We start from the raw sequence: 26,148 nt of genomic DNA on the forward strand, positions 1-26,148 counted from the left end.
TCGCTGTCCGGGAGCGGAGGGGTACGGGTGCCACGTACGGGGAAGAGGGCCGCCGGGACGGCAGGACTGGTCGCCGTGCTGGCACTGACCTGCCTGGGGTGCGGAGCGTGGGAGACGGCGCCCGCCGTACGCGACGAGGGCGGGGCCGCGCGGACGGCGGAGGTCCCCTGCCGGGAGGCGCTGCGGTTCGCGGACCAGGAGCGGCTGCCGTCCGGGGCGGAGGGCGCGTCCTGCACCATGCAGCACGGCATCGACACGCTCTACGACATCCGGTTCCGTATCGGCCGGACCGACCTCGACACCTGGCTCGCCGACGCCTACCCCGGCATGGAGTTGCGTACGGGCTGTGTCCAGGAGGAGGCCGACCGCTGCGGGCTCCTGACCCTGGACCCGTACGCCGAGGGAGGCGCCGTGGCGGTGGAGCTGACGGTGCGGGACGGGAGCGACGGCCACGCCCTCGTGCACTACCGGCCCTTCAACACGTGAACCGCCCCTTCAGCGTGCGGCCTCCGCCGCCACCGACCGTGCCCACCGGTAGTCCGCCTTGCCGCTCGGGGACCGCTGGATGGAGTCCGTGATCACCAGCCGGCGCGGGATCTTGTAGCCCGCCAGATGAGTACGGCAGTGGGTCTGGATCTCGTCCAGGGAGGGCCGCCCCCCGCCTTCGCGCAGTTGCACCACGGCCGCCACGTGGTTGCCCCAGGTCTCGTCGGGCACTCCGGCCACCAGCGCGTCGTACACGTCGGGGTGCGACTTGAGCGCCTGCTCGACCTCCTCCGGATACACCTTCTCCCCGCCGGTGTTGATGCACTGCGAGCCGCGGCCCAGCACGGTGACGATGCCCTCCTCGTCGACGGTCGCCATGTCGCCGAGCAGGACCCATCGCTCGCCGTCCTTCTCGAAGAAGGTCTCGGCGGTCTTCCCCGGGTCGTTGTAGTAGCCGAGAGGCACGTGTCCGCGCTGCGCGATGCGTCCGGGCTCGCCGACGGCGACCGGCTCGTACGTCGCCGGGTCCACCACCCGCGTACGGGAGTTGACCTGGATGCGGAAGCCGCGGCCGGGGCCCGAGTCGGCGGTCGCCGTGCCGTTGAAGCCGGACTCCGAGGAGCCGAAGTTGTTGAGCAGCATCACGTTCGGCACGAGGGCCTGGAACTGGGCGCGGACCGTCTCCGACATGATCGCACCCGACGAGGAGACGCTGAACAGGGAGGAGCAGTCGGTGCCCTTCATGGGCCCGTTCAGCGCGTCGATCAGTGGCCGCAGCATCGCGTCGCCGACCAGCGACACGCTGGTGACCTTCTCCTTCTCGATGGTCCGCAGCACCTCCTCGGGCACGAACTTGCTGTGGATCACGATGCGTTGGCCGAAGTGGAAGCCGATGAAGGCGGTGAGGGTCGAGGTGCCGTGCATCAACGGGGGCGTGGGGAAGAAGGTGATCCCGTCGCCGCCGGCCGCCACCCGCTCGGCCAGCTCCTCCGGCTTCTTCACCGGCTCGCCGGTCGGAGCGCCACCGCCGAGGCCCGCGAAGAACAGGTCCTCGTGCCGCCACATCACACCCTTCGGCATCCCGGTGGTGCCGCCGGTGTAGATGATGAACTGGTCGTCGGCCGAGCGTGCCGGGAAGCCCCGCCCGGGGGATCCGACGGCCTCGGCCGCCGCGAAGTCCAGCGCCGGCAGCGGGGGCGCGTCCAGGGCCGGGACCCCCACCCGCACGAGCAGGCGCAGCGCCGGGGCGTGCGGCAGCGCCGCCGCCACCCGCTCGGTGAACTCCGCGTCGAAGACCAGCGCGACCAGGTCGGCGTCCTGGTAGAGGTAGATCAACTCCTCTTCGACATAACGGTAGTTGACGTTGACCGGCACGATCCGCGCCTTCAGGCAGCCCAGGACGGTCTGCAGGTACTCGATGCCGTTGTAGAGGTGCAGCCCGAGGTGCTCACCGGGACGGATGCCGGCGTCGATCAGGTGGTGGGCGACACGGTTGGCCGCCGCGTCCAGCTCCGCGTAGGTGAGGCGCCGCTCGGCTCCAGTACCGGGATGGTCGAGGTGGACCAGCGCCTCACGGTCGGGGACCACGTCGACGACCGACTCGAACAGATCGGCAAGGTTGTACTCCACCGCTCCTCCAGACCCCGGCAAGCATCGACGGACATCGACGTGCGCCGGGACGGGCATCGGACGCGCATCGATGAGTGGACGTGCGTCATCGCTTCGCCGGTCATCAGAGCAAAGCCCGCCACAACTGTGAAGGGTCCGCGCAGAAGAAATCTGACTGTCTGTCAGAAAACCCTTGAACTGCTTCGGCGCCTCCTGCAACCTGTTCTCGTTCCTGAGACGGGAGGACGGCTATGGGTGGGACGGAACACCTCACCGTGCAGCGCGAAGGCGCCACACTGGTGCTCACACTCAACAGGCCCGAGGTCAAGAACGCGCTCTCGCTGCCGATGCTGGTCGGCCTGTACGACGGCTGGGTCGAGGCCGACGAGGACGACGCCATCCGCTCGATCGTCCTGACCGGTGCGGGCGGCGCGTTCTGCGCGGGCATGGACCTGAAGGCCCTCGCGGGCAAGGGGATGGAGGGGCAGCGGCACCGGGACCGCCTCACGGCCGACCCCGATCTGCACTGGAAGGCGATGCTGCGCCACCACCGGCCGCGCAAACCCGTGATCGCCGCGGTCGAGGGCCACTGTGTGGCCGGCGGCACCGAGATCCTCCAGGGGACCGACATCCGGGTCGCGGGGGAGTCCGCCACGTTCGGGCTCTTCGAGGTGCGGCGCGGGCTGTTTCCGATCGGCGGCTCGACGGTCCGCCTCCAGCGGCAGATTCCGCGTACGCACGCGCTGGAGATGCTGCTGACCGGGCGGCCGTACTCGGCGCGGGAGGCGGCCGGCATCGGGCTGATCGGGCATGTCGTGCCCGACGGGACCGCTCTGGAGAAGGCCCTGGATATCGCCGAGCAGGTCAACGCCTGCGGCCCGCTCGCCGTCGAGGCGGTGAAGGCGTCCGTGTACGAGACCGCGGAGATGAGCGAGACGGAGGGTCTCGCGGCCGAACTGAAGCGGGGGTGGCCGGTGTTCGACACCGCTGACGCGAAGGAGGGGGCTCGGGCCTTTGCCGAGCGGCGGGCCGCGGTGTATCGGCGGGAGTGACGTGCCGTCAGTGGGACGGTTCGTAGCTGCGGGCCCGTCGTGGCCGGCCGCGCAGTTCCCCGCGCCCCTTTCGGAGCGCAGCCCGTTCGCAGGTGCAGCCCGTGCCGGAGCGCGGCCCCAAACTGTGAGGAGATTCCGTGCCCGAAGTTCTCAAAGCTCCCCTTGTCGTCGAGTTTCCTTTTACGCGGTCCCTCGGGCCCGTTCAGAGCGCGTTCCTGACCGGGCTGCGTGAGCGGGTCGTCCTGGGGGTGAAGACCGTCGACGGGCGCACGCTGGTGCCGCCCGTCGAGTACGACCCGGTCAGCTCCGAAGAGTTGAGCGAGCTCGTCGAGGTCGCGGCGACCGGGACGGTCACCACCTGGGCCTGGAACCATGAACCCCGTCGGGGACAGCCGCTCGACCGGCCGTTCGCGTGGGTACTGGTGCGGCTCGACGGGGCCGACACCGGGCTGCTGCACGCTCTCGACGCCCCCGGCGGCCCTGACTCCGTGCACACCGGTATGCGCGTCCGGGTCCGCTGGGCCGCGGAACGCTCCGGTGGCATCACGGACATCGCCTGCTTCGAGCCGCACGAGCCGCACGAGCCGCACGAGCAGTACGAGCCGGCCACGGGGGAGACCTTCGAACCGGCCGGTCACGACGGGCGGTTCGAGAATCCGGTGACAGGCATCGTCGCGCCCGCCCGGCTCGACTACACGTACTCGCCCGGCCGTGCCCAGACCGCCTACATCCACGCGCTCGCCGAGCGGCGCGTCGTCGGGGAGCGCTGTCCGTCGTGCCGCAAGGTGTACGTCCCGCCGAGGGGGGCGTGCCCCACATGTGGTGTGGCCACATTGGAACGGGTCGAGGTGGGTCCGCGCGGCACAGTGACGACCTACTGCATCGTCAACATCAAGGCGAAGAACCTCGACATCGACGTGCCGTACGTCTACGCGCACATCGCTCTCGACGGTGCCGACCTCGCCCTGCACGGCCGGATCGGCGGCCTCCCCTACGACCAGGTGCGCATGGGGCTGCGGGTCGAGCCGGTGTGGTCGGACGGGGGCGGCCATCCCGACCACTACCGGCCCACCGGCGAACCCGACGCGGACTACGAGACGTACAAGGAGCTGTTGTAGATGCCCGCACCGAGGCCTGCGCCGAGGCCCGCAGCCGGCCCGCTCAGGGACATCGCCGTCGTCGCCTTCGCGCAGACCGACCACCGGCGCACCAGCGACGAGCTCTCCGAGGTGGAGATGCTCATGCCGGTCCTGCACCAGGTCCTGGCGCAGACCGGGATGAAGACCAGCGACATCGGCTTCACCTGCTCCGGCTCCACGGACTATCTCGCGGGCCGGGCCTTCTCCTTCACCATGGCCCTCGACGGCGTGGGAGCCTGGCCGCCGATCTCCGAGTCGCACGTGGAGATGGACGGCGCCTGGGCGCTGTACGAGGCCTGGACGAAGCTCCTCACCGGCGACGCGGACACCGCGCTGGTGTACGCGTACGGCAAGTCGTCCCCCGGCTCCGTACGCGATGTGCTGACCCGGCAGCTCGACCCGTACTACGTGGCCCCCTTGTGGCCCGACTCCGTCGCCCTGGCCGCCCTGCAGGCGCAGGCGCTCATCGACGCGGGCGACACGGACGAGCCGGCGCTCGCCGCCGTCGCCACCCGCAGCCGAGCCTCCGCCACCGGCAACTCCCATGCGCAGCTGCGCGGTTCGGTGCCGCGGGGCGAGTACGCCGTACGCCCCCTGCGCACCGGGGACTGTCCGCCCATCGGGGACGGAGCCGCCGCCGTGATCCTCGCCGCGGGGGAGCGGGCCCGTGAACTGTGCGAGCGGCCCGCCTGGATACGGGGTATCGACCACCGCATCGAGGCACACGGCCTGGGGGTACGGGATCTGACCGACTCGCCCTCCACACGGCTGGCGGCGGAACGGGCGGGCGCTTTCGAACGGCCCGTGGACACCGCCGAGTTGCACGCGCCCTTCAGCTCCCAGGAGGTGGTGCTGCGCAAGGCCCTGCGGCTGGGCGACGGTGTCGACGTCAATCCGTCCGGGGGAGCGCTCGCCGCCAACCCCGTCATGGCCGCGGGTCTCATCCGGATCGGCGAGGCCGCCGCACGGATAGGGCGCGGTGACTCCGACCGGGCTCTGGCACACGCCACTTCGGGGCCCTGCCTGCAACAGAACCTGGTCGCCGTACTGGAAGGAGACCCGCGATGAGCCCCGCGACAGGTCCCGCGACGAGCCCCGCGACGGGCAAGGAGCCCGTGGCCGTCGTCGGGATCGGCCAGACCAAGCACGTGGCGGCCCGACGGGACGTGTCGATCGCGGGACTCGTCCGCGAAGCCGCTCAACGCGCCCTCGCCGACGCGGAGGTGACCTGGGCCGACATCGACGCCGTCGTCATCGGCAAGGCGCCCGACTTCTTCGAGGGCGTCATGATGCCCGAGCTGTACCTCGCCGACGCCCTCGGCGCGGTCGGCAAACCGATGCTGCGCGTCCACACCGCGGGCTCCGTCGGCGGTTCCACGGCGCTCGTCGCCACGAACCTGATCGCGGGCCGCGTCCACGGCACCGTGCTGACCCTCGCCTACGAGAAGCAGTCCGAGTCGAACGCCATGTGGGGCCTGTCCCTGCCGATCCCCTTCCAGCAGCCCCTGCTCGCCGGAGCGGGCGGCTTCTTCGCCCCGCACGTGCGCGCCTACATGCGACGCACCGGCGCGCCCGACGCGGTCGGCTCCCTGGTCGCGTACAAGGACCGTCGCAACGCGCTCAAGAACCCGTACGCGCATCTGCACGAGCACGACATCACGCTGGAGAAGGTCCAGGCCTCACCGATGCTCTGGGACCCGATCCGCTACTCGGAGACCTGCCCGTCCTCCGACGGCGCCTGCGCGATGGTCCTCACCGACCGGGCGGGGGCCGCCCGGTCGCCGCGGCCGGCCGCCTGGATGCACGGCGGCGCGATGCGCAGCGAACCGACGCTCTTCGCGGGCAAGGACTTCGTCTCCCCGCAGGCCGGCAAGGACTGCGCGGCCGACGTGTACCGGCAGGCGGGCATCGCGGACCCCCGCCGGGACATCGACGCGGTCGAGATGTACGTCCCGTTCTCCTGGTACGAGCCCATGTGGCTGGAGAATCTGGGCTTCGCCGCCGAGGGCGAGGGCTGGAAGCTCACCGAGTCCGGGGTCACGGAACTGGACGGCGACCTTCCGGTGAACATGTCGGGCGGGGTGCTCTCCACCAACCCCATCGGTGCCTCCGGAATGCTCCGCTTCGCCGAAGCCGCGCTTCAGGTGCGTGGACAGGCCGGAGAACACCAGGTCGACGGCGCCCGCCGGGTCCTCGGGCACGCCTACGGCGGCGGCTCCCAGTTCTTCTCGATGTGGCTGGTCGGAGCCGAGCCGCCCACCTCGTGAACTGTCCCTCTTACGTGGCCTGTGCGCGGCAGGTGCCGAAAGCTAGGCTGGCCGCGGACGACGAACCGGGAGGAGCACGGACGTGGCCGAGAGCACCATCCAGCAGCACCCGCTCGCGGGCTGGGACAAGCCGGAGCTTGACCTCAGCAGCGCCGACTGGCATTCGAGCAGCCGAGGGCAGGGGGATGTCCAGATCGCCTTTGTCGAGGGTTTCATCGCTATGCGCAACAGTGGCCGCCCGGAGAGCCCGTCCTTGATCTTCACGCCCGCGGAGTGGGGCGCGTTCGTGTCGGGGGCGCGGGAGGGGGAGTTCGACCTCACCTGAGACCTGATCCCGCCGGAGACCCGATCCCGCCTGAGGAGGGGGCGTTTCCCGTCCCTTCTTCCGGACGTGCGATCTTCGACGCCTTCCTGGGGTCCTGCCTGAGCGAGGCCGGCCACAGGAAGCGGAAGAAGGCGTTCCGGAGGCGAGAATCCCATGAACACCCTGCCGGCCATCGCTGCGGTCGACGGATCGGACGACAGCCTGCGCGCTCTCGACCGGGCCCTCGACGCGGCCCGCCGACGCGAGGCTCCGCTCCGTGTGGCCCACGTGCGGGAGTACGGCCCCTGGCTGCGGCCGGAGACGCTCACCGCCGCCCAGCCCGAACCGGACACCGACCAGGTGCTCGACCTGGCCCGCGACCGGCTCAAGGGCCTGGGCGAGGAACGCTTCCTACCTCAAGAGTCTGTGCGCGACGGCTCGGACCTCGCGCCGGCCCTGGCCCGTGCCGCCGATGCCTTCCTCGCGAGCCCCGACCGGCAGCGGTTGCGCGCCTGCCTCGCCCCGCGCTGTGTGCGCTACTTCCGCAAGGACCACCCGCGCCAGGGGTGGTGCACACCCTCGTGCGGAAACCGTGCTCGTGTCGCCCGCCACCACGAGCGGCACAAGAAAACGGCATAACCTCCTGGCATGAGCGGAACGAGCGGTGGAACGGGCGCGGAACGTGATCTCGGGCGGCTGCTGAGCGGTATGGAACCCGCCCTGCACCCCGGCCGCTACGTCTTCACCACCGTCCCCGGCAGCACGGCACCCCCCGGTCTCTCACCCGTCGTCACCGTCGTCGAGGACGAGGGCCTGACCCTCGTCGTCGAACAGGAGGACGCCGACGCCGCACGCCTGACCTACGACTATGTGGCCGGGTGGATCACCCTGCGCATCCACTCGGCGCTGGACGCCGTCGGACTCACGGCAGCCGTCGCCCAGGCACTCGCCGCAGAGGGCCTGAGCTGCAACGTCGTCGCGGGCTTCCACCACGACCACCTCTTCGTCCCGCACGAGCGGGCCGCCGAGGCGGTGGCCCTGCTGGAACAGCTGGCCGAACGCTCCGGCCGGTAACAGCCGGACGGGCCCGCGGCACTCGCCCCCGGCGTACGCTGAGCTGCCTGTAGGCCACGGTGCGCACCGTCTCCCCGCGTCGGCCGCACCACCGTGGCAGGGGGTGCGTCATGGGGCGGCAGGGCATGCGGAGCAGGAGAACGCTCTTCGAACGCGAGATGGAACTCGCCGCGGTGGACGAGGCGTTGGGCGAAGTGACCGGGCTGCGCACGGACCCCTTCGGACCCGGTACGGACACCCTCGGACTCAGCGCGGACCCTCTCGGACTCAGCGCCGACCCTCTCGGGCTCGGCGCGGACCCTCTCGGACTCCGTGCGATCGCCGCCGGGGCCCGTACGGACACCCCCGAGCCGCAGCAGCCGCGCCGAACAGCCCCCGAGCTGCAGCACGACACCGTCCGTCCCAGGAACACCGTCCCTCCCGGGAACACCGCCCCTCTCAGGGACGGCGCCGAGCCGCCCGACCGGTCCCGGGGCGGACTGCTCGCCTTCGCCGGACGGGCCGGCATCGGCAAGACGAGCCTCCTCGCCGAAGTGCGCAGGCGCGCCGAGGACAAGGGCTGCACGGTCCTGTCCGCACGAGGCGGCGACCAGGAACAGCGCGTCGCCTTCCACGTCGCACGGCAACTCCTCCAACCCCAGCTCGCGGGCATCCCCGAGATCGAACTCCGTACCTCGCTGGGCAGTTGGTACGCCATCGTCGGACCCGCACTCGGACTGTGCGCCGCCACCGACGGCCCGCCGCCCGACCAGCAGGGCCTGCGCGACGGACTCGACTGGGTCCTCACCCACCTCGCCGTGCGCCGGGCGCCGATGGTTCTCGTCCTCGACGACGCGCACTGGGCCGACCCGGAGTCGCTGCGGTGGCTCGCCGCGTTCGCACCCCGCGCCGAGCAACTGCCCCTGCTCCTCGTCGTCGCCTATCGCCCCGACGAACTCCCGGACCACGCCGAGGCGTTCAGGGGCCTGCCCGGCCGCGCGGGCGGACGCCCCCTCGATCTGGAACCGCTGAGCGCCGACGCCGTCGCCCGCCTGGTACGCGAGACGCTCGGCACGCGGGCCGACGACGCGTTCTGCCGCGAGTGCTGGGCCGTCACGGCGGGCAACCCGTTCGAGACCGTCGAACTCACGGCGAAAGTACGCGACCGCGGCCTGGCCCCGACCGAACCGGGCGCGCACCTGCTGCGCGACCTGGCCGCCGCGGTCAAGGGCAGCGGACTCGTCGCCCGCCTCGAACGCCTCGGCACCTCCACCGTGCGCTTCGCCTGGGCCTGCGCCCTCCTCGGCACCGAGATCTCCCCGACGCTCGCCGCGGCCGTGGCGGGCCTCGGCTCCGAGGAAGCGGCCGACGCGGCGGACGCCCTGCGCGACGCGCGTATCCTGACCGGCGCCGTGACGGGCGAGGGCCCACTCGAATTCGTCCACCCGCTCATCGCCACCGCCGTCTACCGGGCCATCCCCGGCAGCTTCCGTGTCGCACTGCACGGACAGGCCGCCTGGTGCGTCATCGACGCGGGGCTCGGCCCGTCCGCCGCCGCCCGGCACCTCATGGAGACCCACCCCGACGGCGACACCTGGGTCGTCCAGCAACTGCGTGCCGCCGCCCGCGAGACCCTGCGCGCCGGAGCCCCCGACGCCGCGCGCCGCCACCTGGCCCGCGCCCTGCGCGAACCCCCGCCCCTCGCGGAACGCGCCGCGGTCCTCTACGAACTCGGCTGCGCCTCCCTGCTCACCGAGCCGGCGACCACCGTCAACCATCTGCGCGCCGCCCTGGAGGAGCCGATCCACGACCCCGGGCTGCGCCACAACATCGTCTACCGGCTCTCCCAGGTCCTCGCCCACAGCGACCGGCTCGGCGAGGCCTCCGACACCCTCGCCCGCGAGATCAGGGTGACCGCAGACGTACGCGTACGGCTGCGGATGCAGTCGGAACAGTTCATGTGGGACGCCTTCCGGGCCGACGAACCCGAGTCGCCGGCCCGCTCCCGCCGGCTGGCCCGGCTCGCCGACCGGCTCACCGGCCGCGACCTCACCGAGCGCTATGTGATCGGCCTGCGTGCCTGGGACGCCACCCTGCGCGGCGAACCCGCCCACCTCGCGGTCCACCACGCGGAGCGCGCCCTGGCCGGCGGCTTCGGCTGGGCCGAGGCCGACCGTGGCTTCGAGGTGCCCGTCCTCGTCGCCCTCACCTTCATGTACGCCGACCGGCCCGGGCGCGCCGAGGAACTGTTCGCCGCCGGGATCGCCGACTTCGAACGGCAGGGCTGGCACGGCGCCCACCTCTCCTTCGGCTACACCCTGCTCGCGTACGTACGCTTCCGCCGCGGCAGGCTCGCCGAGGCCGAGGACTTCGTCCGCGCGGGGCTCGGGCTCGCCGAACGGGTCGGCCCCGGCACCCCCGCCCACTGGTACGCGGTCGGCATCCTCGTCGAGGTCCTGCTCGCCCGCGGCCGGCTCACCGAGGCCACGCGGATCGCCGAGGACCACGCCTTCGAGGAGCCGTTCCCCGCCGCGGTCGTCTTCCCCGACTCCCAGACCGTCCACGGCGAGCTGCTGCTGGCCAGGGGCCTGGCCAAGGACGCCGCCGCCGAACTCGCGGCGGCCGGGCGCCGCCTCGACCCGCGCGGCATGCGCAATCCCGCCTGGTGTCCGTGGCAGCTGCACCTGGCCCGGGCCGAGAGCCACGACGCGCCGGAGCGGGCCGTGGCCACGGCGGCCGACGCGGTGCGGCGGGCCCGGCAGTACGGGGCGCCGTCAGCGGTGGGCCAGGCGCTGCGCGCGGCGGCCGACGTCTCCTCGGGACTGGCCCGCGTCAACCTCCTCGAAGAGTCCGTGCACCATCTGGAGCGCTCCCCGGCGGCGTACGAACTGGCCTGCGCGCTCGTCGCCCTCGGCGCGGAGCTGCGCCGCAGCAGCCGTCCCGGGGAGGCCGCCGAGCACCTGTACCGGGGGCTCGACGCGGCCGTGCAGTGCGGCGCCGACGGGCTGGCCGCGGCGGCGCGCGACGAACTGGAGGCCGCCGGGCTGCGGCCCCGCCGCCTGCACAGCGCCGAGACGGACACGCTCACCGCTCGGGAGTGCGCGGTCGCGGAACTGGCCGTGCGGGGCCTCACTCCGGCGACCATCGCCGAACGGCTCCGCACGGAGGAGACCACGGTGGTACGGCTGCTGTCGGCGGTGTACCGGAAGGTGGGAACGGAGCGGACGGGGCTGAGGGCGGCGTTGGGCACGGCGAGGAGGGAGAGCCCTCGGGCCTAGGGGCTGCTGGGAGAAGTTCGTGGATCCAGGCTCGGTGGCCGCCGACCCCAAGGCCGTACGCCCTCCGATGCACGTACCATTGCGGCATGTCCTTCCTCCGCCGCCGTAGCGCCACTCCCGCCGGGCCAGACTTCGACGTTCTGGCCATGGATCCGGGCGACTGGCCGGGCAATCTCGGCGCGGGCCTGCTGCCCGCCCCCGATGGCAGCTGCCAGGGTGTGTTCTTGCGTTACGACCTGTTCGGCGGCCGCGGTCCGGCGATGATCATCGGCAATCTGCCGGAGGGCTCCCCGGCCCGGGAGGTCGCCGAGGGAGAGGTCCCCTTCGAGGTGGCGCAGCTGCTGCAGGCGCTGGAGAACGACGAAGAGGTCGTCGTCACCGGCGCCGAGGACATGCCGGTCATGCAGGGTGACAACCTCCTCATCGTGCGCCGCCTCAAGCTCTCCGAGACGCGTATCTCCTGTGTGCAGTTCGACCGCAGCGACAAGGTCCTCGTGACGATCGCCGCCTGGGACCGCCCCATCACCGACGACCTGTACGCGCTTTTGAAGCCGCTGCCCGCGGAGCTGTTCCAGCAGGGCTAGCCCGGCGCACCGACGAAGTGGAAACCGGGGTGCGGGTGCATGAGGAAGTCGTGGTGCGAGATGTTCCACGCGTAGGCACCCGCCAGCCCGAACGCCACGCGATCACCCGCGCGCAACGCAGGCGCGGGGACGTCCCGGGCGAGCACGTCCTTCGGAGTGCACAACTGGCCGGTGAGCGTGACGAGTTCGCCCCGCGTGACCGGCCGGGCCCACGGATGCGGCCAGTCCTCCACCCTGAGCAGGGTGCAGGGCTGGTCGTGCCCCTTGGTCGCCGGAGTGCGCAGGTGATGCGTGCCGCCGCGCACGACGGCGAACTCCTCGCCGTGGCTCGGCTTCACGTCCAGTACCTCGGTCGCGTACCAGCCGCAGTACGCCGTCAGCGCCCGCCCGGGCTCGATACGCAGGGTCAGATCCGGGTGCCGGGACAGAAGGCGGGCGAGCCCGGTCCCGTACGCGGCCCAGTCGAAGCGTTCGTCGGGGGCCGCGTAGTCGACCGTCATGCCTCCGCCGACGTTCACCTCCGCCGGCCGGACCCCGTGCCGCGCAGCCAGTCGGACGGCCCAGTCCACGATGGACTCGGCCACCGCGAGCTGCTCCGGAGCCCGGAGTCCCGACGCCAGATGGGCGTGCACACCCTTGAGTTCGAGATGCGGGTACGTGCCGTCGGTGAGCAGACCCATGACCGTGTCCGCCTGGGCCGGGTCCAGGCCGAAGGGTGAGGGGCGCCCGCCCATGGCGAGGGAACTCGCCGCCAACGAGCCCGCGGCGACAGGCAGGTTGAAACGGGGCAACACTCCCACCCGGCCGTCGGGACGCACCTGCCGGGCCAGCTCGGCCAGCATGTGCAGCTCGTACTCGCTCTCCACATGGAAGCGCTCCACGCCCAGCTGCAACGCGGCGACGATCTCGGCGGGAGTCTTGCCGGGACCGCCGAAGGCCAGCGGGCGGCCCGGCACCGCCTCGGCGACATGGGTGAGTTCGCCGCCCGACGCCACCTCGTATCCGTCCACGTACGCGCCCAGTGCGGCCAGGATCTCCGGCTCCGGGTTCGCTTTCGCCGCGTAGTACAGCTCGACGCGCTCGGGCAGACAGGCTCGTACGGCCGCCGCGTGCGCGCGCAGCGCCGTCAAGTCGTAGATGTAGGCGGGAAGTTCCCCGGAGGGCAGGGAGCGCACCCGGTCCCGTACGGCGTCGGTGGGATCGGTCATCGGGTGCCCCCGGTAGCGGTAGCGGTAGCGGTAGCGGTAGCGGTAGTGGTAGCGGTAGCGGTCGTGCGGGGCGGGGCGTCTCCGCCGAGCGGCTCACCGAGTGCCTGGCTGATCGGCTCGCCGAGTGGCGAGGGCAGACGGACGTATCCGGCTTCGCGGTCGGCCTTGCGCTCCCAGCGGGTCAGAAGGTTCGTCTTGGCGGGCAGGGGCACGCCAGCGAGCAGCGCGGCCAGCGGCGGTGGACAGCCGTAGCGGTCGGCGTACGTCCGCAGGGCGCCGCGGACCTCGGCCCACAACGCGGCCTCGGCACGGGGATGCAGATCGGCGATGGCGGCGAGCAGCTCGGCGACGTGGTTCACCAGCAGGCAGTAGACGACCCGGTCCCAGCCGCGTTGCGCGTCGTACGTCATCGGGCCCGCGACCTCGGGCGGCAGCGAGGCGAGGGTCTCGGCGTGCCGCTCGGGCACGAGCTTGGTGCCCTCCAGGTCCCGGAACAGGACCTGCGCGGGCATGCCGTCGCCGTCGACGCAGATCAGCACGTTCTGCAGATGGGGTTCCAGTACGAGGCCGTGGTCGAAGTAGGCGGCGAGTACGGGCGGCACGAGCAGCCTGAGGTAGGCCGCCCACCAGTCGAGTGCGGCCCGCGGCCCGGCCCCGGCGAGGAGCCGGGAGATGTGCGCGGGACCGGTGGGGTACTCGTCCGCCACGGCCGCCGCGAGCAGCGGGGTGGTGCCGGGCAGGAGCCGGTGGGCCAGGCCCTCGCGGACGATGACGCCGAAGCCTTCGAGAAGGTCGCGGTCCGGTGTTCCGTCGGGACCGGGCAGGGCGAGGCTGCGGTAGGCGGGCTCGCGCAGCACCGCGCTGCCCGGGAACCGTTCGGCCAGGTCGGCCAGGACCGGACCCAGTACCCGGGTGAGCGCGACGGCGCCGGACAGCTCGTAACTGGCGTTTTTACGCAGGCAATTGGTGATTCTGATGTTGAGGCTGAACTTCAGGAACGACTCGCCGTCGTACAGGGTCCGTACCGAGGCGGTGGCGGCGAAGGGCCTGCCGCCCGGCCCGAGGTCGAGGATGTCCCCGCGTCCGAGAGCCGCGCGCAGCGTCGGGTGTTCGCGCAGCATCTCGTACTGCCAGGGATGGGCGGGCAGCAGCCGGTAGCCCTCGGGGAGGGAGACGGGTGCGATCAGCCGGTCGAGTGCGTCCAGGGCGCCGGGCCCCGCGGACTCCTCAGCGATCAGGTGCTCGCGCACGGCGAGGTTGCGCAGCGGGAAGGCGGCGCCGGCCTCCGGCGCGTAGGCGGGCCAGGAGTCCGCGTCCCCGGTGCGGGCCTTGGGCGTGGGGTGGAAGCGGTGCCCGAACAGCAGCGACTGCTCGGAGGCGAGGTAGGCGGCGACGGGCGTGTCCGCCGCCGGGCCGGTGCCGGGCCGTACGCGCGGAGCGCCTGTCCGTGCGGGAAAGGACGCGGCGATACTCCGGTGGCTGGAGTCGATCTGCTCCAGGAACTCCTCGTTGCGCGCACCGGTCCGCAGGGACAGCTCGTCCTGTGTGTGCTCCGCCAATCGCCGCCAGCCGATCTCGCTCCAGTCGCCGTCAGCCGTCCGCTCGCTCACCGGTCCGGTGAAGCGGTGCGCGCCGAGCATCGACGTACGCCGCAACGCGATCCGCAGCAGCACACCTCGGCGGGGCAGCCGCAGCAGCAGATGGCGGTCGGTGAGGGCGGTCTGCTGCTCGGGGGCCGACACCTCGCGCACCAGACAGTTGAGGAGTGTGTGCGCCACGACCTCGTCGGCCGAGGGGAGTTGCGCCTGCGCTGCGGATTCGGGGGCGGGGCTGGGGGTGCGGCTGGGGATGGCGAGGGAGGTGCTACCGAGCGACTCGGTCAGCGAGGGCATGTGCGGCTCCAGCAGGTGCGAAGAGAGCGAAGAACGGTCGCGCGTCGGAAGATCCGGGCACCGGCCGGGGAGGGGGCCGGCAGCGCCGGGCCTCGGCACTCATGCCGACGTCCCGATGCGGCGCAGGTAGTTGGGCCCGCTGGTGTAGTGCTTGTTGATGTCCACCGCGCCCGAACGTTCCTTGGTGAGGAGCGTTCCGGCGGTGACCATCGCCTTGACCGGCAGGCGCGGCGCGTCCAGCACCCGGGCCCGCAGCACGGCACCGGGTTCGCCGGTTCCCGTCCCGAGCCGTTCGATCGCCTCGGCGAGCCGGTCGCGCACGAGCCGCAGCAGCACCGGAAGGGGTGCCCGGCCGTGCCCCGCCAGTCCGAAGGCGTAGGCGCCCGCGCACAGATGGACCGTGATCGTGGTGAACAGGTCGACGATTGGCCCGTCCTCCTCGGTGAAGGTCCTGACGTCGTCGAAGTCCCCGGGTCCCGGAGCCGCGGCCCCCAGCCGCTCGGTCAGCCGCGTCCCGTTGATGCGCGGCCCGTCGTTGTCCTTCAGCAGCAGGCGCAGCCGGGTCCGGCCGTCGTGCCGCCGGTCGAGGACCAGTGAGATGTTCTGCTGGTGCGACTCCAGCGCGACCCCGTACCCGAACAGGGTGGTCTGCCAGTCGAAGAGCAGGGTCAGACAGGTGTCCAGCAGTCCGAGGACGTCACCGTCGAAGAAGCGGTCGGTCAGATGGTCGACGACCAGTCGTCCGCCGGGTGCTTCGGCCAGGAGCGCGGCCATCGGAACGACGACGGCGTCCTGGAGGCTGTCGGGGTACCGCCGGAACAGCGCGGCGAGCAGCTCGTGCCCGGCGTGCGCGTACGCGGTCTCGTCGGCGTGCAGGATCGTGCTCCGGAAGCGTGGCTCGCGGTCGATGATCCGCTCGACCAGACGCTGTCCCGCGGCCCCGTCGAGGAGTGTGCCGGGTTTGATGGTCCGCCGGTTGCGCAACCCCAGCGTGGCGGTCGCCAGGGGGAGTTTGACATGCAGGGACGGCTGCGCGGAGAGGGCCACGGTACGCATCGACAGGGTCGGCACGGCTTCGAGGTGGGGGCGGTCGGCGAGCACGGCGCGGTCCGCCAGCCCGGTGGCGCGCAGGGCCCCGTCCAGCGCGGGCCCGACGGTCAACGGGTGTACGGGCATGGCCACATGGGTGCCATCGAGTCCGGTGAGCCCGAGTCGCGCGGGGGTGGGCCAGCCGTCCGGGAGCGTTCCGGTGACCGTGACCGCGTCACGCGGCAGCGCGAGCCAGCGCAGAGCGAAACGGGGAAACAACTCCGGCGCGTAGGCGCGGAGTTGCCGCTCGTTCAGCCCGGAACGGCCGCGTGCGGTGGGATAGACGGGATGGTCCAGACGGGCGGCGAGGGTGTCGTACGCCAGCCCTCCGGTCATCCCCTGCCAACGTGCCGGCTCATGGCCGTGACGGCCCGTCAGTTGCCTGACCACCTCGTCGCGGGTCGCCGTGTGCAGCCGCATGGTGGCCAGCGTCTGACGGCACTCCTCGCCGAACGCGTCGAATCCGTCCCGGTCGAGAGGGTGGGCGAGGGGGCGCAGGGCGGCGAGGATCGTGTCGCACGTCTCGTAGGACACGGACACGGGCACGGGCACGGACACGGGCTCGGACGCCCCGGGCCCTTCGGGTCCCTCCGCCTTCCCGGGCGCCCCGAACTCCTTCACGAGCAGGGGCAGTCGGGCCGCGTACTCGCACTGGAACCCGTCCTCGACGACCGGCAGCAGAAGGGACTGCCCCGTCCCGGCGGCCCGTCGGAGCCAGGCGCCGTCCGGTCGGTGTACGAGCCTGCCGGACGAGCGCAGGCCGACGACGTCCTCGCGCAGCAGGGCGCTGAGCACCCGGATCACCAGTTCGCCCTCGGCGGTGCCGGCCGCCACGCCCGCGACACCGACACCGACACCGGTACCGATACTGGTACCGGTACTTTCGCCGTCACCGGTTCCGGTTCCGGGGAGCGAACCGATCACGGCTGGATCTCCCACCGCTGACCGGCCAGGAACCCGGCCACCGCCTTGTCCACGTCCTCCTGGACGGTTCCGGTGGCCCTCACCACGCCGAGGAAGTCGCGGTTGGTGCGGTACACCTCGTGACGCTCACCGATCTCCCGGAGCGGACGGTAGGTCAACCGCACCCCGTCGACGGTGAGGTCGGCCGGGGCCGGGGCCGCCGTCAGCGTTCCCGCGCTCTCCGCGCACGGATAGTCCAGCCGGGCCACGCCGTCGCGCCGTTCACCGAGCGAGGCGGGCAGGGGCTCACCCAGATGCGTACGCAGGAGGTGTTCGAAGAACGGAATCTCCAGCAGGTGCGCCAGCAGCAGATCGCACTGGTCGCCTATGGCGCGGTAGTTGACCTCGATGATCCTCGCCCGGCCCTCGTGCACCACGAACTCGGTGTGGCAGGCGCCGAAACCGACGCCGATAACGTCGAGTTGGGCGAGTACCTGGGCGACGACCGCTTCGGGATGGGCCGCGACGAAGGTCAGCCGCTCCTCTATGAAGTACGGCGGCGGGGACAGCACGGTGTGGAAGCCGCCCAGGACATGGCGGACGTGACCGTCACCGAGTGTCTCCAGGGTGTACAGCTCGCCGGGCAGATACTCCTCGACGACCAGGGCGGCACCGGGGCGCCGGCCACGGATCTCCGCGCAGCGGGCCGCCAGTTCCTCCGGGCCCTCGACGCGTACGACGTCCTCGCTGGCCACGCCCTCACGCGGCTTGACCACACACGGGTACGGCGCGTCCAGAGCGGCCACGTCCGTGTCCTCGGTGACTTCCGCCGACCACACCGTGTCCGCGTCGGCGGACGCGAGGCGGCGCCGCATCTCCGCCTTGTCCTTGGTGCGCAGGGCGACCCGCCAGTCCTTGCCCGGCAGGCCGAAGTAGTCGGCGGCCAAGGCGGTCTGGGTCTGCAGATGGTCGCTGTTGGAGAAGACCGCGTCGGGACGGCCGAGCGTCGATATACGGGTGATGACGGAACGGAAGTCGCGGACGTCGCACCCCACGATCTCGATCTCCGGATACACGCGCCGATGGGCGTCCGGCTGGTCGGTGAGCACCGTCACGTCCAGGCCCAGCCGGGCGGCGGCGGGGAGGAACCCTTCCGTGACGGAGTCGGTGGGGTTGCGGGCAAGCAGATACATACGCACGCGGAGAACAACTTCCGCTCGTGGGCGGGCGGGTGAGGATGGCCGGTCGGCCGGTGGGGCGTGCTGAGGCAGGGCTCTGCCCGCGCAGGCGCGGCCTGTTCGGTCGTAGTCACATCAAGTGAATTCAGGGGAGGCATGTTTTGTTTCTCAACCGGCCATGAAGGTGCTGTGACGTGCGCCTCCCTTGATCGCTGTTCGGGGGGTGTTGTCACGCACCGCTGTTAGCGATCTCTATACTAAGGTAAGGCTTACCTCCTTTTCTTGCTTTCCCCCTGCGCAGGAGTACCGATGACCGTGGCCCTGGAGACCGTGTCGACCGGTGTGCCCGCGACCGTGTCAGGCCTGCTCTCCGACACCTATCGGCACCTGACGCAGGTGTGCCAGGCGTTGGCGGTACGGGTGGCGGACCCGGCGTCGGACTTCACCCGTACGAGCCTGAGCGGCGCGGAGTTGACGAAAAATCAGGACGCTCTTGAGGCGTTCCTGTCGGCCGAGGACTCCCGCATCAGGGAACGCTACGACCACGTCCCGCGCCGTGACGTCGCCGCGTCCCGTGCCCTCCACGACTACGCGTGGTCGGTCGGCCTGCTGATGAGCGGCGTCTGGTACCTCACCGGCCGGGTGCCGCGTGTCCGCCCCGAGGATGTGCGGATCGACCTGTCGTCCGGCACGTTCGAGATCACCCCCGGACCGGACCTGGCCTGTCTGCCGAAGGACTCGGCCGGCTCTCTCCCCGGGGTCCTGACGGTCCCGCACGAGGAGGCTCTGCGCGCGGAGTTGAGGGTCGCCGTCGCCGACCACATGGAGCCGCTGCTCTCCGCGATCGCCCCCTACATCCGGCGCGGCCCGCGCGCGCTGTGGGGCCTGGTCACCGACGACCTCGTCTCCGGCATCTGGTACCTCGGCCGCATGCTCGGCAGGGAACCGGACTCCGTACGGGCCGCCACCGCCCTGTTGCCCTCAGCGGTCGCACCCTTTCCCGGTGGAGCGGACTTCCGCCACCTCACCGGCGGCGACGGCCGGCAGCACCCGACCCGCACCCGGATGGGCTGCTGCCTCTACTACACGATCCGCCCCGCCGAGGCCTGCGCCACCTGCCCGCGCACCTGCGACGCCGAGCGACTGCGCCGGATCGAGTCCTGACCCCGGCGCAGCCCGCCCTGCTCACGCGGACGGCTCATGAGGATGGCTCACGCGGACGGCATCACCCGCACATCGGCGGCCCGTACGAACGCCACCCGGTGCCCGAACTGGATCTCGTAGTACATGTCCGAACCCCGCACCACCCGGTGCGGTGTCGTGTCGAAGGTCGGCGCGTAGAAGTACTCGCCGGGCACCTTGTCACCGACCGCGTACCTCTGCCCCGCGAGCAGCTTGTACGGCAGCGGCGAGACCGACTGGACGGGCACGCCCTCCGGGTACGCCTCCTTCTCCGGGTAGGCGCGCCCGTACACGGGGATCTCGGTCAGTCCGGCCTTCGGGGTGATGACGGCACCGGCCGCGTCCACCGCCGTCGGCTGCTTCGCCGGGTTCTTGAACCAGGCCTTCCGGCCGAGATACCAGATCGCCGTCCAGTCGCCGTCGCGCCCGGCGACCGCGTACCGCTGACCGGTGGAGACCCGCGAGCCGAGGTCGTTCACACCGGTCGTGGAGTCGCCGCCGTCAGGTCGCAGACCGATGTCCTTGACGAGCGGGGCGTCCTCGCGCGGCTCGGTGTAGAGGCGTACGGCGCTGGATCCGTGGGCCGCGCAGGGCTCGGCCGCCGTGACGCAGCCGGTGAACACCGGCTTGTTCGTGGCGAACCTCGGCGCGACGGTCACCAGCCCGCCCTTCGGTCCTGCCGTGGCGCGCAGGGGCTTGCCGAGCAGCGCGAAGTAGTGCTGCCAGTCCCAGTACGGGCCCGGGTCCGTATGCATCCCCGGGATGGTCGCGGTCGTCGTACCGGGCACGGTGTCGTGGCCGAGGATGTGCTGCCGGTCCAGCGGGATGCCGTACTTCTTGGCCAGATACGTCACCAGACGCGCCGACGACCGGTACATCGCCTCCGTGTACCAGGTGTCGGGCGCGGTCAGGAAACCCTCGTGCTCCAGGCCGATCGACTTGGCGTTGATGTACCAGTTGCCCGCGTGCCAGGCCACGTCCTTGGCCTTCACATGCTGGGCGATGTGCCCGTCGGTGGAGCGCAGGGAGTACTGCCACGACACATAGGTCGGGTCCTGCACCATGTCGAGGACGCCGTCCCAGGCGCCCTCGGTGTCGTGGACGACGATGTACTTGATGCTCTGGGACTTCGGCCGGTCGCCCAGATCATGGTTGCCGTAGTCGCCGTCCCCGAACTCCTCGTACGGCGCCGGGATCCACTCGCAGGACACGGTCGACGGACACTCGGTGGTGCCCGCGGCCGGTGCCCGCAGCCCCGCCCCCTTCAGCTGGGCCGTCGCCGGTCGCAAGCGTGGCCGCGCGGCCAGCGAGATCCGCTGCCCCGAGTCCGTCGTGCGCTCCTCGCCGCGGCGGATCACGTCGAAGACGTCATCGGCGTACGTCGCCGCCGTCGCCGTGTCGTCGGCACCCGAGTAGCGCGCCACCGCTCCGTACCAGTCGGCCGCGTCGTCGCTGAGCGGTTCGCCGAGCTGCTTCTGCGCCGCCGCCAGCAGCGCGGCACCGCCCGCCACGTTCGCGGCGGCGTCCGTACGCAGCCGCTCCGCGGGAATGCCGCTCAGCTCGGCGGCCTTCGTCAGCGTCTTGAGGCGGGCCGGAAGTTCGGCGTTCTCCGGAACCCGCGTGTCCGCATCCCGTGTGTCGGGCAGACGGGCGCCGCGTGAATCGTCGCCCCGAGGGTCCTCCGTACCGTCGCTGTGATGCGATGCCGCGGTCCGGGCGAGCGCCGTGCGGGCGTCGGTCAGATGCATCGGGCCGTAGCCGCCCGTGACGCTCGGAGCCCCCTCGTGCGCCTCCCACCGGGACTGCAGGTACGAGACGGCCAGCAGCACGCTCTGCGGTACGTCGTACTCGTCGGCGGCGTTGGCGAAAGCATTCTGCAGATGCGCGGAGGGCGCGGACGTACGGCCGCTGTCGCCGTCGCCGACGCCGTCGTACGGGGCGGCACCGAGCAGGGGCAGCAGCAGTGCGGCCGAGGCGACGGCACCCGCGGTCCGGCGGGCACGTCCGTGCCGGGCGCAGGTGCTGGGGTCGGTGGGGGATCCTCGCAAAGCAGGCCTCCTGGGACGATCGGGCGTGACGGTGCGTACGGGGGCGGGTGTGCGTCAGTGGTACCGGCTCTCCGACGATCCGTCAATCATTCCCCGAGGCGGACGATTTCCCACGTCAGCGGTGGGGGTTCACCGATTTCGGCGCGGTGGTGACCCGGCCTGCGAGGCGTCAGTGGAGTGGACCTTTGGCGAAAAGCCCGCGGAAGAGGCCGCGGAAGAGGCTGGGGGAAAGGGCTGCGGAGAAGGACGCGGCCACGAAGAAGGCCCGCGGTGCGCCCTGTCCCTGGGCGTACCGCGGGCCTTCGTTCCCGTCAGCGAGTACCGACCGCCGCGCGAACGGCCTTGCGGGCCATCTGGCAGTCGTCGTGCAGCCGCCTCAGCAGCAGCCGCTGTTCCTCGCCGGACGGCGCGGCGCCCGGGTGGGCCGCTCCCGGTGCCGCCGGAGCCGTCTCCTGCATCGACCGCTGCACGGCCGTCTCGTACGTACGGATCTCCCTGGTCAGGACGAGCATCAGGTTCACCAGGAACGCGTCACGCGCCGCGGGTCCCGCCGACTGGGCCAGCTGGCTGATCTGCCGGCGGGCGACGGGCGCCTCCCCGAGGACCGCCCACAGCGTCGCCAGGTCGTACCCCGGCAGATACCAACCCGCGTGCTCCCAGTCCACCAGCACTGGACCGGCCGGTGAGAGGAGCATGTTCGACAGGAGGGAATCGCCGTGGCAGAACTGGCCCATGCCCTGGCGGCCGGCCGAGTGCGCGATGCCGTGCACCAACTTCTGCAGGTCGCCCATGTCCCGGTCCGTGAGCAGCCCCAGCTCGTGGTAGCGGGAGATCCGCGCCGCGTAGTCCAGCGGGGCGTCGAAGGTCCCCGCCGGCGGCCGCCACGCGTTCAGCCGGCAGATCGCGCCGAGCGCCGCCCTGATGTCCGCGCGGGGCGGGGCCTCCACCGGATGCCGGTTCAGCGCCGCCACCCGTCCCGGCATCCGCTCGATCACCAGGGTGCAGTTGTCCGGGTCCGCCGCGATCAGCCGGGGCACCCGGACCGGCGGGCGGTGCCGGACGAACGAGCGGTATGCCGCTATCTCGTGCCGGATCCGCTCGGTCCACACGGGTGAGTGGTCCAGTAAACACTTGGCGACCGCGGTGCTGCGCCCTGTCGTACCGACAAGGAGCACGGAGCGTCCGCTGCGGCGCAGCACCTGAACCGGAGCGAACTCCGGGCAGATCCGGTGCACCGACGCGATCGCCGTGCGCAGCTGGGCGCCCTGGGGGCCGGACAGGTCGAGTCTCCCGCTGAGCGGCGGCGTCCCGAGCCCCGGAATGCGCCGCGACCGGCCGCCACCGAGCACGGGAGCCGCCGCGGGACGCGCGGGGTCGAGGTAGGGGCCGCCGCCTGCCGGGCGGGCGTGCAGCGACCGGGGTGGGGCGGACACGGAGGACGATGCTGTGTACATGGGCGAAACAGATCCCTTCGTGTGCCGGCGAGTTGCCGCGCTACCCGCCCCGGTCGCGTCGGTACACCCTGGGGAGTGGCCCTCGGTGACCGGGTCGGGGTGGCGCGTTCCTACCTGACACCCGGCGCCCACTGGCACACCATCTGGCGTGCCCTGGCGAACCCTGGCGAATAGTCGCTCAGCAACTGACAGACGGTTACTGTCAACTCAGCCGAGAACCTGGGGGCTTGACGTGAGCGGACAACCCAATACCCGACTGTCGGACCTGTTCGGCCTGGCCGGCTGGTCCAAGGGCGAACTCGCGAGGATGGTCAACCGGCAGGCGGCGGCCATGGGCCACCCCCAGCTGGCGACGGACACCTCAAGGGTGCGGCGGTGGATCGACACGGGCGAGATCCCGCGCGATCCGGTGCCACGGGTGCTGGCAGCACTGTTCACCGAGCGTCTCGGCCGTGTCGTGACCATCGAGGATCTCGGTCTGGTCCGGCACGGGCGCACGGGGAAACGGCAGGGCGGCGGGAGTGCGGAACATCCCGACGGTGTGCCGTGGGCGCCCGAGCGGACCGCCGCGGTCCTCACCGAATTCACGGGAATGGACCTCATGCTCAACCGACGCGGCTTGGTGGGCGCGGGCGCCGCGCTCGCCGCAGGATCCGCAATCAGCAGCTCCATGCACGAGTGGCTGCACACCGATCCGGCCCTGGTGGCCGACGCCCCTGAAACCGACAGTCCCCTGCACGCCGACCCCGCCGGGTTCGACCGCTACGAGGCCGCCCCCATCGGGTCGCAGGAGATCGAGGAACTGGAGCGCTCGGTCGAGGTGTTCCGGGCCTGGGACGCGGCCCGCGGTGGCGGCCTGCAGAGAAAGGCTGTCGTAGGGCAGCTCAACGAAGTGGGAGGCATGCTCTCCTACCGGCACCCCGACCATCTGCAGCGGCGCCTGTGGGGCGTCGCCGCCAACCTCGCCGTCCTCGCGGGCTGGATGTCGCACGACGTCGGCCTGGAGCCCACGGCGCAGAAGTACTTCATCATCGCCGCCCACGCGGCCCGGGAAGGCGGTGACCGGCCCCGCGCGGGCGAGGCGCTCTCCCGGGCGGCCCGTCAGATGGTGCACCTGGGCCGGCCCGACGACGCGCTCGACCTCATGAATCTCGCCAAGTCGGGATCCGGCGACGAGGTCCTGCCGCGTACGCAGGCCATGCTCTACACCATCGAGGCCTGGGCGCAGGCGTCACTGGGCAAGGGCCAGGCCATGCGGCGCACCCTGGGCGAGGCGGAGGACCTCTTCGTCTCGGACAGGGGTGACGTGCCGCCGCCGAGCTGGATGCAGCTCTTCGACGAGGCGGACATGCACGGGATGCAGGCCCTGGCGTACCGGACGCTCGCGGAGCACGACCCGGCCGCGGCCGCCGTCGCGCAGCGCCACGCCAAGGAGGCTCTGGCGCTCCGGGAGAAGGGCCGGGACCGGTCGAAGATCTTCGACCATCTCTCGCTCGCCTCGGCCTGCTTCATCGCCGACGACCCCGAACAGGCCGACCGGTACGCACGCCTGGCCCTGACGTCGATGGGTTCGAACTCGTCCCATCGCACCTGGGACCGGCTCCGGGAGATGTACCGGCTGACGGGACAGTACTCCAGCTATCCGAAGATCCACGATCTGCGTGAGGAGATCAAACTGTCGTTGCCCAAGGGCGCGTTGAAACCGAGGGGCAACAACAGCGCACGGGCGTAGGGGGCCTGTGCCCTGGGACCAGCGACCTGGGCCGCCCGCCGCAGTATTCCTCAGGTGGTGACCCGGGCGACGAGTACGCAGGCGTCGTCCTCGCGTTCCGTCGCCCCGAACTCCTCCACCACGGTCCGTACGCAGTCCTGTGCGCTGCGGGCCTCCTGGAAGCGGGGGGCCAGGTCGAGGAGGCGGCTGACGTCCGCGGTGCTTTCCACTGTCCCGGTCGCGTCCGGGCGGGGGCGCCCCCACCGTGGGGGGACCAGTCCGTCGGTGTGCAGGAGCAGCAGGTCGCCCGGTTCGAGGGGCACTTCGGCCTGCCCGTAGACGGCACCCGAGGTGGCGCCCAGGAGGACGCCGTCGGGCGGAGCCAGCATGCGGCCCGTCCCGTTGCGGAACAGCAGCGGGGCGGGGTGTCCGGCCTGCGCCCAGACGAGGGTCCGGCTCTGCGGCCGGTAGCGGCAGCACACCGCGCTGCCCAGGGCCGGCTGGAGGGAGGCGTCGAGTAACTGGTTGAGCCATGCCAGGAGCTGGCCGGGTTCGGTGCCCGCCACGGCCATGCCGCGCAGCGCGCCGAGGAGCATCGCCACGCCCGAGGTGACGGCGACCCCGTGACCGGTGAGGTCGCCGACGCTCAAGAGCTTCTGCCCGTCGGGCATGTCGAGGGCGTCGTACCAGTTGCCGCCGATCAGCGAGCTGGTCGAGGAGGGCAGATAGCGGGCGGCCAGGTCCAGAATTCCCGGGCCCTGCCGCGGGGGCGGCGGGGATCCGCGCCACGGCGGCAGGACGGCTTCCTGCAACTCGACCGCGAGGCGGCGTTCGGTCTGTGCGACCTGTCGCTGTCGCTGCAGCGAGTCACGGGTCTCACTGACGGTCCGCTGGCTGCGGCGCAGTTCGCTGACGTCCCGCAGGACGGCCCACATCGAGGCGGTGCTGCCGTCCGCGTCCAGCACCGGCTCACCCATCATGTGCACGGTCCGTACGCCGCCGTCGGGCCGCACCATGCGGAACTCCCCGTCGATCGGTTTGCCGTCGATCAGACAGTCCGTGACCATCGAGGTCAGCCTCGGCCGGTCCTTGTCGAGGACGACGGAGGGCAGCTCGTCGAGAGTGAGCGGGGGAGCGGCGGGGTCCCTGCCGAGGATCCGATACAGCTCTCCGGACCAGGTCGCCTCGTCCGTCAGCAGGTTCCACTCGGCACTGCCGACCCGGCTGATCAGCGAGCCGCGACCGGCAGGCGCCGGAGGCACGGCCCGTACGGCGGGGGGTGCCTCCTCCCGCTCGGCGGGCACGGTCGAGGGACCGTCCCGCAACTGCGCCAAGTGCGCGTCGAGATCGTCGAGCTGATGCACGGCCAGGTCGCACAGGGCGCGCTGCCAGCGTCCCTCCGGGTCCGTGCCGTCGGCCGGCGCGTCGCGTCGGACGGCGTCCATGTCGCCCCGGAGGCGGCGCGTCTGCGAGATGAGCGCGTCGACCGCGCCGCGCGGAGGCGGCTGGGCGGCAGGGTGGTCCGCCGAGAGATGGGACGGCATGACGTACTCCGATACAGGCACGGTACGACCAAGGCAGAGGGAAGGACCGTTACGACTGTTGCACAGCGCGCGACGCGCTGTAAGGGATTCGGCAACACACGACAGGGTGGTGCCGCGGGCACGTGCCACTGTCCTGCCGAGGGGCCTGACCGGGACGAATCCGGTACG

At 71.7% G+C, this 26,148-nt stretch carries 20 protein-coding genes; 12 read left to right on the top strand and 8 right to left on the bottom strand.

Annotated features, from left to right (window positions below; all coding sequences use genetic code 11):
• The first annotated feature begins 27 nt into the window (after positions 1–27).
• On the top strand, positions 28–486 hold the full coding sequence (locus tag ACH4DZ_RS28385) for a hypothetical protein (RefSeq protein ID WP_398290197.1): 459 nt from the start codon (positions 28–30) through the stop codon (positions 484–486).
• Positions 487–495: 9 nt separating this feature from the next.
• Here the strand turns inward: ACH4DZ_RS28385 and ACH4DZ_RS28390 are convergent, their stop codons facing one another.
• On the bottom strand, positions 496–2,115 hold the full coding sequence (locus ACH4DZ_RS28390) for an acyl-CoA synthetase (RefSeq protein WP_398290198.1): 1,620 nt from the start codon (positions 2,113–2,115) through the stop codon (positions 496–498).
• Positions 2,116–2,345: 230 nt separating this feature from the next.
• On the opposite strand from ACH4DZ_RS28390, the gene ACH4DZ_RS28395 reads away from it, so the two are divergent.
• From ACH4DZ_RS28395 to ACH4DZ_RS28435, 9 genes are all read left to right on the top strand, one after another.
• Positions 2,346–3,146 carry a crotonase/enoyl-CoA hydratase family protein gene (locus tag ACH4DZ_RS28395; protein ID WP_398290199.1) on the top strand — a complete coding sequence of 267 codons (801 nt, stop codon included), beginning with the start codon at positions 2,346–2,348 and terminating at the stop codon, positions 3,144–3,146.
• A 137-nt stretch (positions 3,147–3,283) separates the two neighbouring features.
• Positions 3,284–4,264 carry a Zn-ribbon domain-containing OB-fold protein gene (locus ACH4DZ_RS28400; protein WP_398290200.1) on the top strand — a complete coding sequence of 327 codons (981 nt, stop codon included), beginning with the start codon at positions 3,284–3,286 and terminating at the stop codon, positions 4,262–4,264.
• A complete protein-coding gene (locus ACH4DZ_RS28405; protein ID WP_398290201.1) occupies positions 4,265–5,353 on the top strand; it encodes a thiolase domain-containing protein in 1,089 nt (362 codons plus the stop codon).
• Entirely contained in the window at positions 5,350–6,552 is a 1,203-nt protein-coding gene (locus ACH4DZ_RS28410) for a thiolase domain-containing protein (RefSeq protein WP_398290202.1), read from the top strand. The genes ACH4DZ_RS28405 and ACH4DZ_RS28410 overlap by 4 nt, the downstream gene beginning before the upstream one ends.
• An 82-nt stretch (positions 6,553–6,634) precedes the next feature.
• Complete coding sequence (locus tag ACH4DZ_RS28415) at positions 6,635–6,877, top strand: DUF397 domain-containing protein (RefSeq protein WP_055617755.1); 243 nt, start codon at positions 6,635–6,637, stop codon at positions 6,875–6,877.
• A gap of 153 nt (positions 6,878–7,030) precedes the next feature.
• Positions 7,031–7,495, top strand: coding sequence for a universal stress protein (locus ACH4DZ_RS28420; protein ID WP_398290203.1), 465 nt, complete (start codon positions 7,031–7,033; stop codon positions 7,493–7,495).
• A gap of 9 nt (positions 7,496–7,504) precedes the next feature.
• Positions 7,505–7,930, top strand: a complete 426-nt coding sequence (locus ACH4DZ_RS28425; protein WP_398290204.1) for an ACT domain-containing protein — start codon at positions 7,505–7,507, stop codon at positions 7,928–7,930.
• Positions 7,931–8,055: 125 nt separating this feature from the next.
• The gene (locus ACH4DZ_RS28430; protein WP_398290206.1) at positions 8,056–11,187 is read left to right on the top strand and encodes an ATP-binding protein; all 3,132 of its coding nucleotides are present in this window, start codon (positions 8,056–8,058) and stop codon (positions 11,185–11,187) included.
• A gap of 86 nt (positions 11,188–11,273) precedes the next feature.
• A complete protein-coding gene (locus ACH4DZ_RS28435) occupies positions 11,274–11,771 on the top strand; it encodes a hypothetical protein (protein WP_107019075.1) in 498 nt (165 codons plus the stop codon).
• On the opposite strand, the gene ACH4DZ_RS28440 is transcribed toward ACH4DZ_RS28435, so the two are convergent.
• The 4 genes from ACH4DZ_RS28440 to ACH4DZ_RS28455 form a co-directional block, all read right to left on the bottom strand.
• A complete protein-coding gene (locus ACH4DZ_RS28440; RefSeq protein WP_398290207.1) occupies positions 11,768–12,979 on the bottom strand; it encodes a type III PLP-dependent enzyme in 1,212 nt (403 codons plus the stop codon). The two genes, ACH4DZ_RS28435 and ACH4DZ_RS28440, sit on opposite strands and share 4 nt — an antisense overlap.
• Entirely contained in the window at positions 12,976–14,871 is a 1,896-nt protein-coding gene (locus tag ACH4DZ_RS28445) for an IucA/IucC family protein (RefSeq protein ID WP_398290209.1), read from the bottom strand. Before ACH4DZ_RS28445 ends, ACH4DZ_RS28440 begins: the two co-directional genes overlap by 4 nt.
• A gap of 99 nt (positions 14,872–14,970) precedes the next feature.
• The gene (locus ACH4DZ_RS28450) at positions 14,971–16,827 is read right to left on the bottom strand and encodes an IucA/IucC family protein (protein ID WP_398290366.1); all 1,857 of its coding nucleotides are present in this window, start codon (positions 16,825–16,827) and stop codon (positions 14,971–14,973) included.
• A 53-nt stretch (positions 16,828–16,880) separates the two neighbouring features.
• Positions 16,881–18,062 (bottom strand): acetyl-CoA carboxylase biotin carboxylase subunit family protein, encoded by a 1,182-nt coding sequence (locus ACH4DZ_RS28455; protein WP_398290210.1) that lies wholly within the window; start codon positions 18,060–18,062, stop codon positions 16,881–16,883.
• A 288-nt stretch (positions 18,063–18,350) separates the two neighbouring features.
• Here ACH4DZ_RS28455 and ACH4DZ_RS28460 point away from each other — a divergent pair, with 288 nt between their 5' ends.
• The gene (locus ACH4DZ_RS28460; RefSeq protein WP_398290211.1) at positions 18,351–19,205 is read left to right on the top strand and encodes a (2Fe-2S)-binding protein; all 855 of its coding nucleotides are present in this window, start codon (positions 18,351–18,353) and stop codon (positions 19,203–19,205) included.
• Positions 19,206–19,252: 47 nt separating this feature from the next.
• Here ACH4DZ_RS28460 and ACH4DZ_RS28465 read toward each other — a convergent pair whose 3' ends face one another.
• Positions 19,253–21,271, bottom strand: a complete 2,019-nt coding sequence (locus tag ACH4DZ_RS28465; RefSeq protein WP_398290212.1) for an N-acetylmuramoyl-L-alanine amidase — start codon at positions 21,269–21,271, stop codon at positions 19,253–19,255.
• A 311-nt stretch (positions 21,272–21,582) separates the two neighbouring features.
• Positions 21,583–22,725, bottom strand: coding sequence for an aminoglycoside phosphotransferase family protein (locus ACH4DZ_RS28470; protein ID WP_398290213.1), 1,143 nt, complete (start codon positions 22,723–22,725; stop codon positions 21,583–21,585).
• Between the two features lie 232 nt (positions 22,726–22,957).
• Here ACH4DZ_RS28470 and ACH4DZ_RS28475 point away from each other — a divergent pair, with 232 nt between their 5' ends.
• Entirely contained in the window at positions 22,958–24,457 is a 1,500-nt protein-coding gene (locus ACH4DZ_RS28475) for a hypothetical protein (RefSeq protein ID WP_398290214.1), read from the top strand.
• Between the two features lie 50 nt (positions 24,458–24,507).
• Here ACH4DZ_RS28475 and ACH4DZ_RS28480 read toward each other — a convergent pair whose 3' ends face one another.
• Complete coding sequence (locus tag ACH4DZ_RS28480) at positions 24,508–25,980, bottom strand: PP2C family protein-serine/threonine phosphatase (protein ID WP_398290215.1); 1,473 nt, start codon at positions 25,978–25,980, stop codon at positions 24,508–24,510.
• Positions 25,981–26,148 lie beyond the last annotated feature (168 nt).

The organism is Streptomyces sp. NPDC017991 (genome assembly GCF_044328075.1).
Taxonomy (GTDB): Bacteria; Actinomycetota; Actinomycetes; order Streptomycetales; family Streptomycetaceae; genus Streptomyces.

Excerpts from the sequence above, each read along its gene's own strand:
- ACH4DZ_RS28405 (WP_398290201.1), top strand. The coding sequence starts at position 4,265 with ATGCCCGCACCGAGGCCTGCGCCGAGGCCCGCAGCCGGCCCGCTCAGG.
- ACH4DZ_RS28410 (WP_398290202.1), top strand. The coding sequence starts at position 5,350 with ATGAGCCCCGCGACAGGTCCCGCGACGAGCCCCGCGACGGGCAAGGAG.
- ACH4DZ_RS28395 (WP_398290199.1), top strand. The coding sequence starts at position 2,346 with ATGGGTGGGACGGAACACCTCACCGTGCAGCGCGAAGGCGCCACACTG.
- ACH4DZ_RS28440 (WP_398290207.1), bottom strand. The coding sequence starts at position 12,979 with ATGACCGATCCCACCGACGCCGTACGGGACCGGGTGCGCTCCCTGCCC.
- ACH4DZ_RS28445 (WP_398290209.1), bottom strand. The coding sequence starts at position 14,871 with ATGCCCTCGCTGACCGAGTCGCTCGGTAGCACCTCCCTCGCCATCCCC.
- ACH4DZ_RS28470 (WP_398290213.1), bottom strand. The coding sequence starts at position 22,725 with ATGTACACAGCATCGTCCTCCGTGTCCGCCCCACCCCGGTCGCTGCAC.
- ACH4DZ_RS28430 (WP_398290206.1), top strand. The coding sequence starts at position 8,056 with ATGCGGAGCAGGAGAACGCTCTTCGAACGCGAGATGGAACTCGCCGCG.
- ACH4DZ_RS28420 (WP_398290203.1), top strand. The coding sequence starts at position 7,031 with ATGAACACCCTGCCGGCCATCGCTGCGGTCGACGGATCGGACGACAGC.
- ACH4DZ_RS28425 (WP_398290204.1), top strand. The coding sequence starts at position 7,505 with ATGAGCGGAACGAGCGGTGGAACGGGCGCGGAACGTGATCTCGGGCGG.
- ACH4DZ_RS28435 (WP_107019075.1), top strand. The coding sequence starts at position 11,274 with ATGTCCTTCCTCCGCCGCCGTAGCGCCACTCCCGCCGGGCCAGACTTC.
- ACH4DZ_RS28460 (WP_398290211.1), top strand. The coding sequence starts at position 18,351 with ATGACCGTGGCCCTGGAGACCGTGTCGACCGGTGTGCCCGCGACCGTG.
- ACH4DZ_RS28480 (WP_398290215.1), bottom strand. The coding sequence starts at position 25,980 with ATGCCGTCCCATCTCTCGGCGGACCACCCTGCCGCCCAGCCGCCTCCG.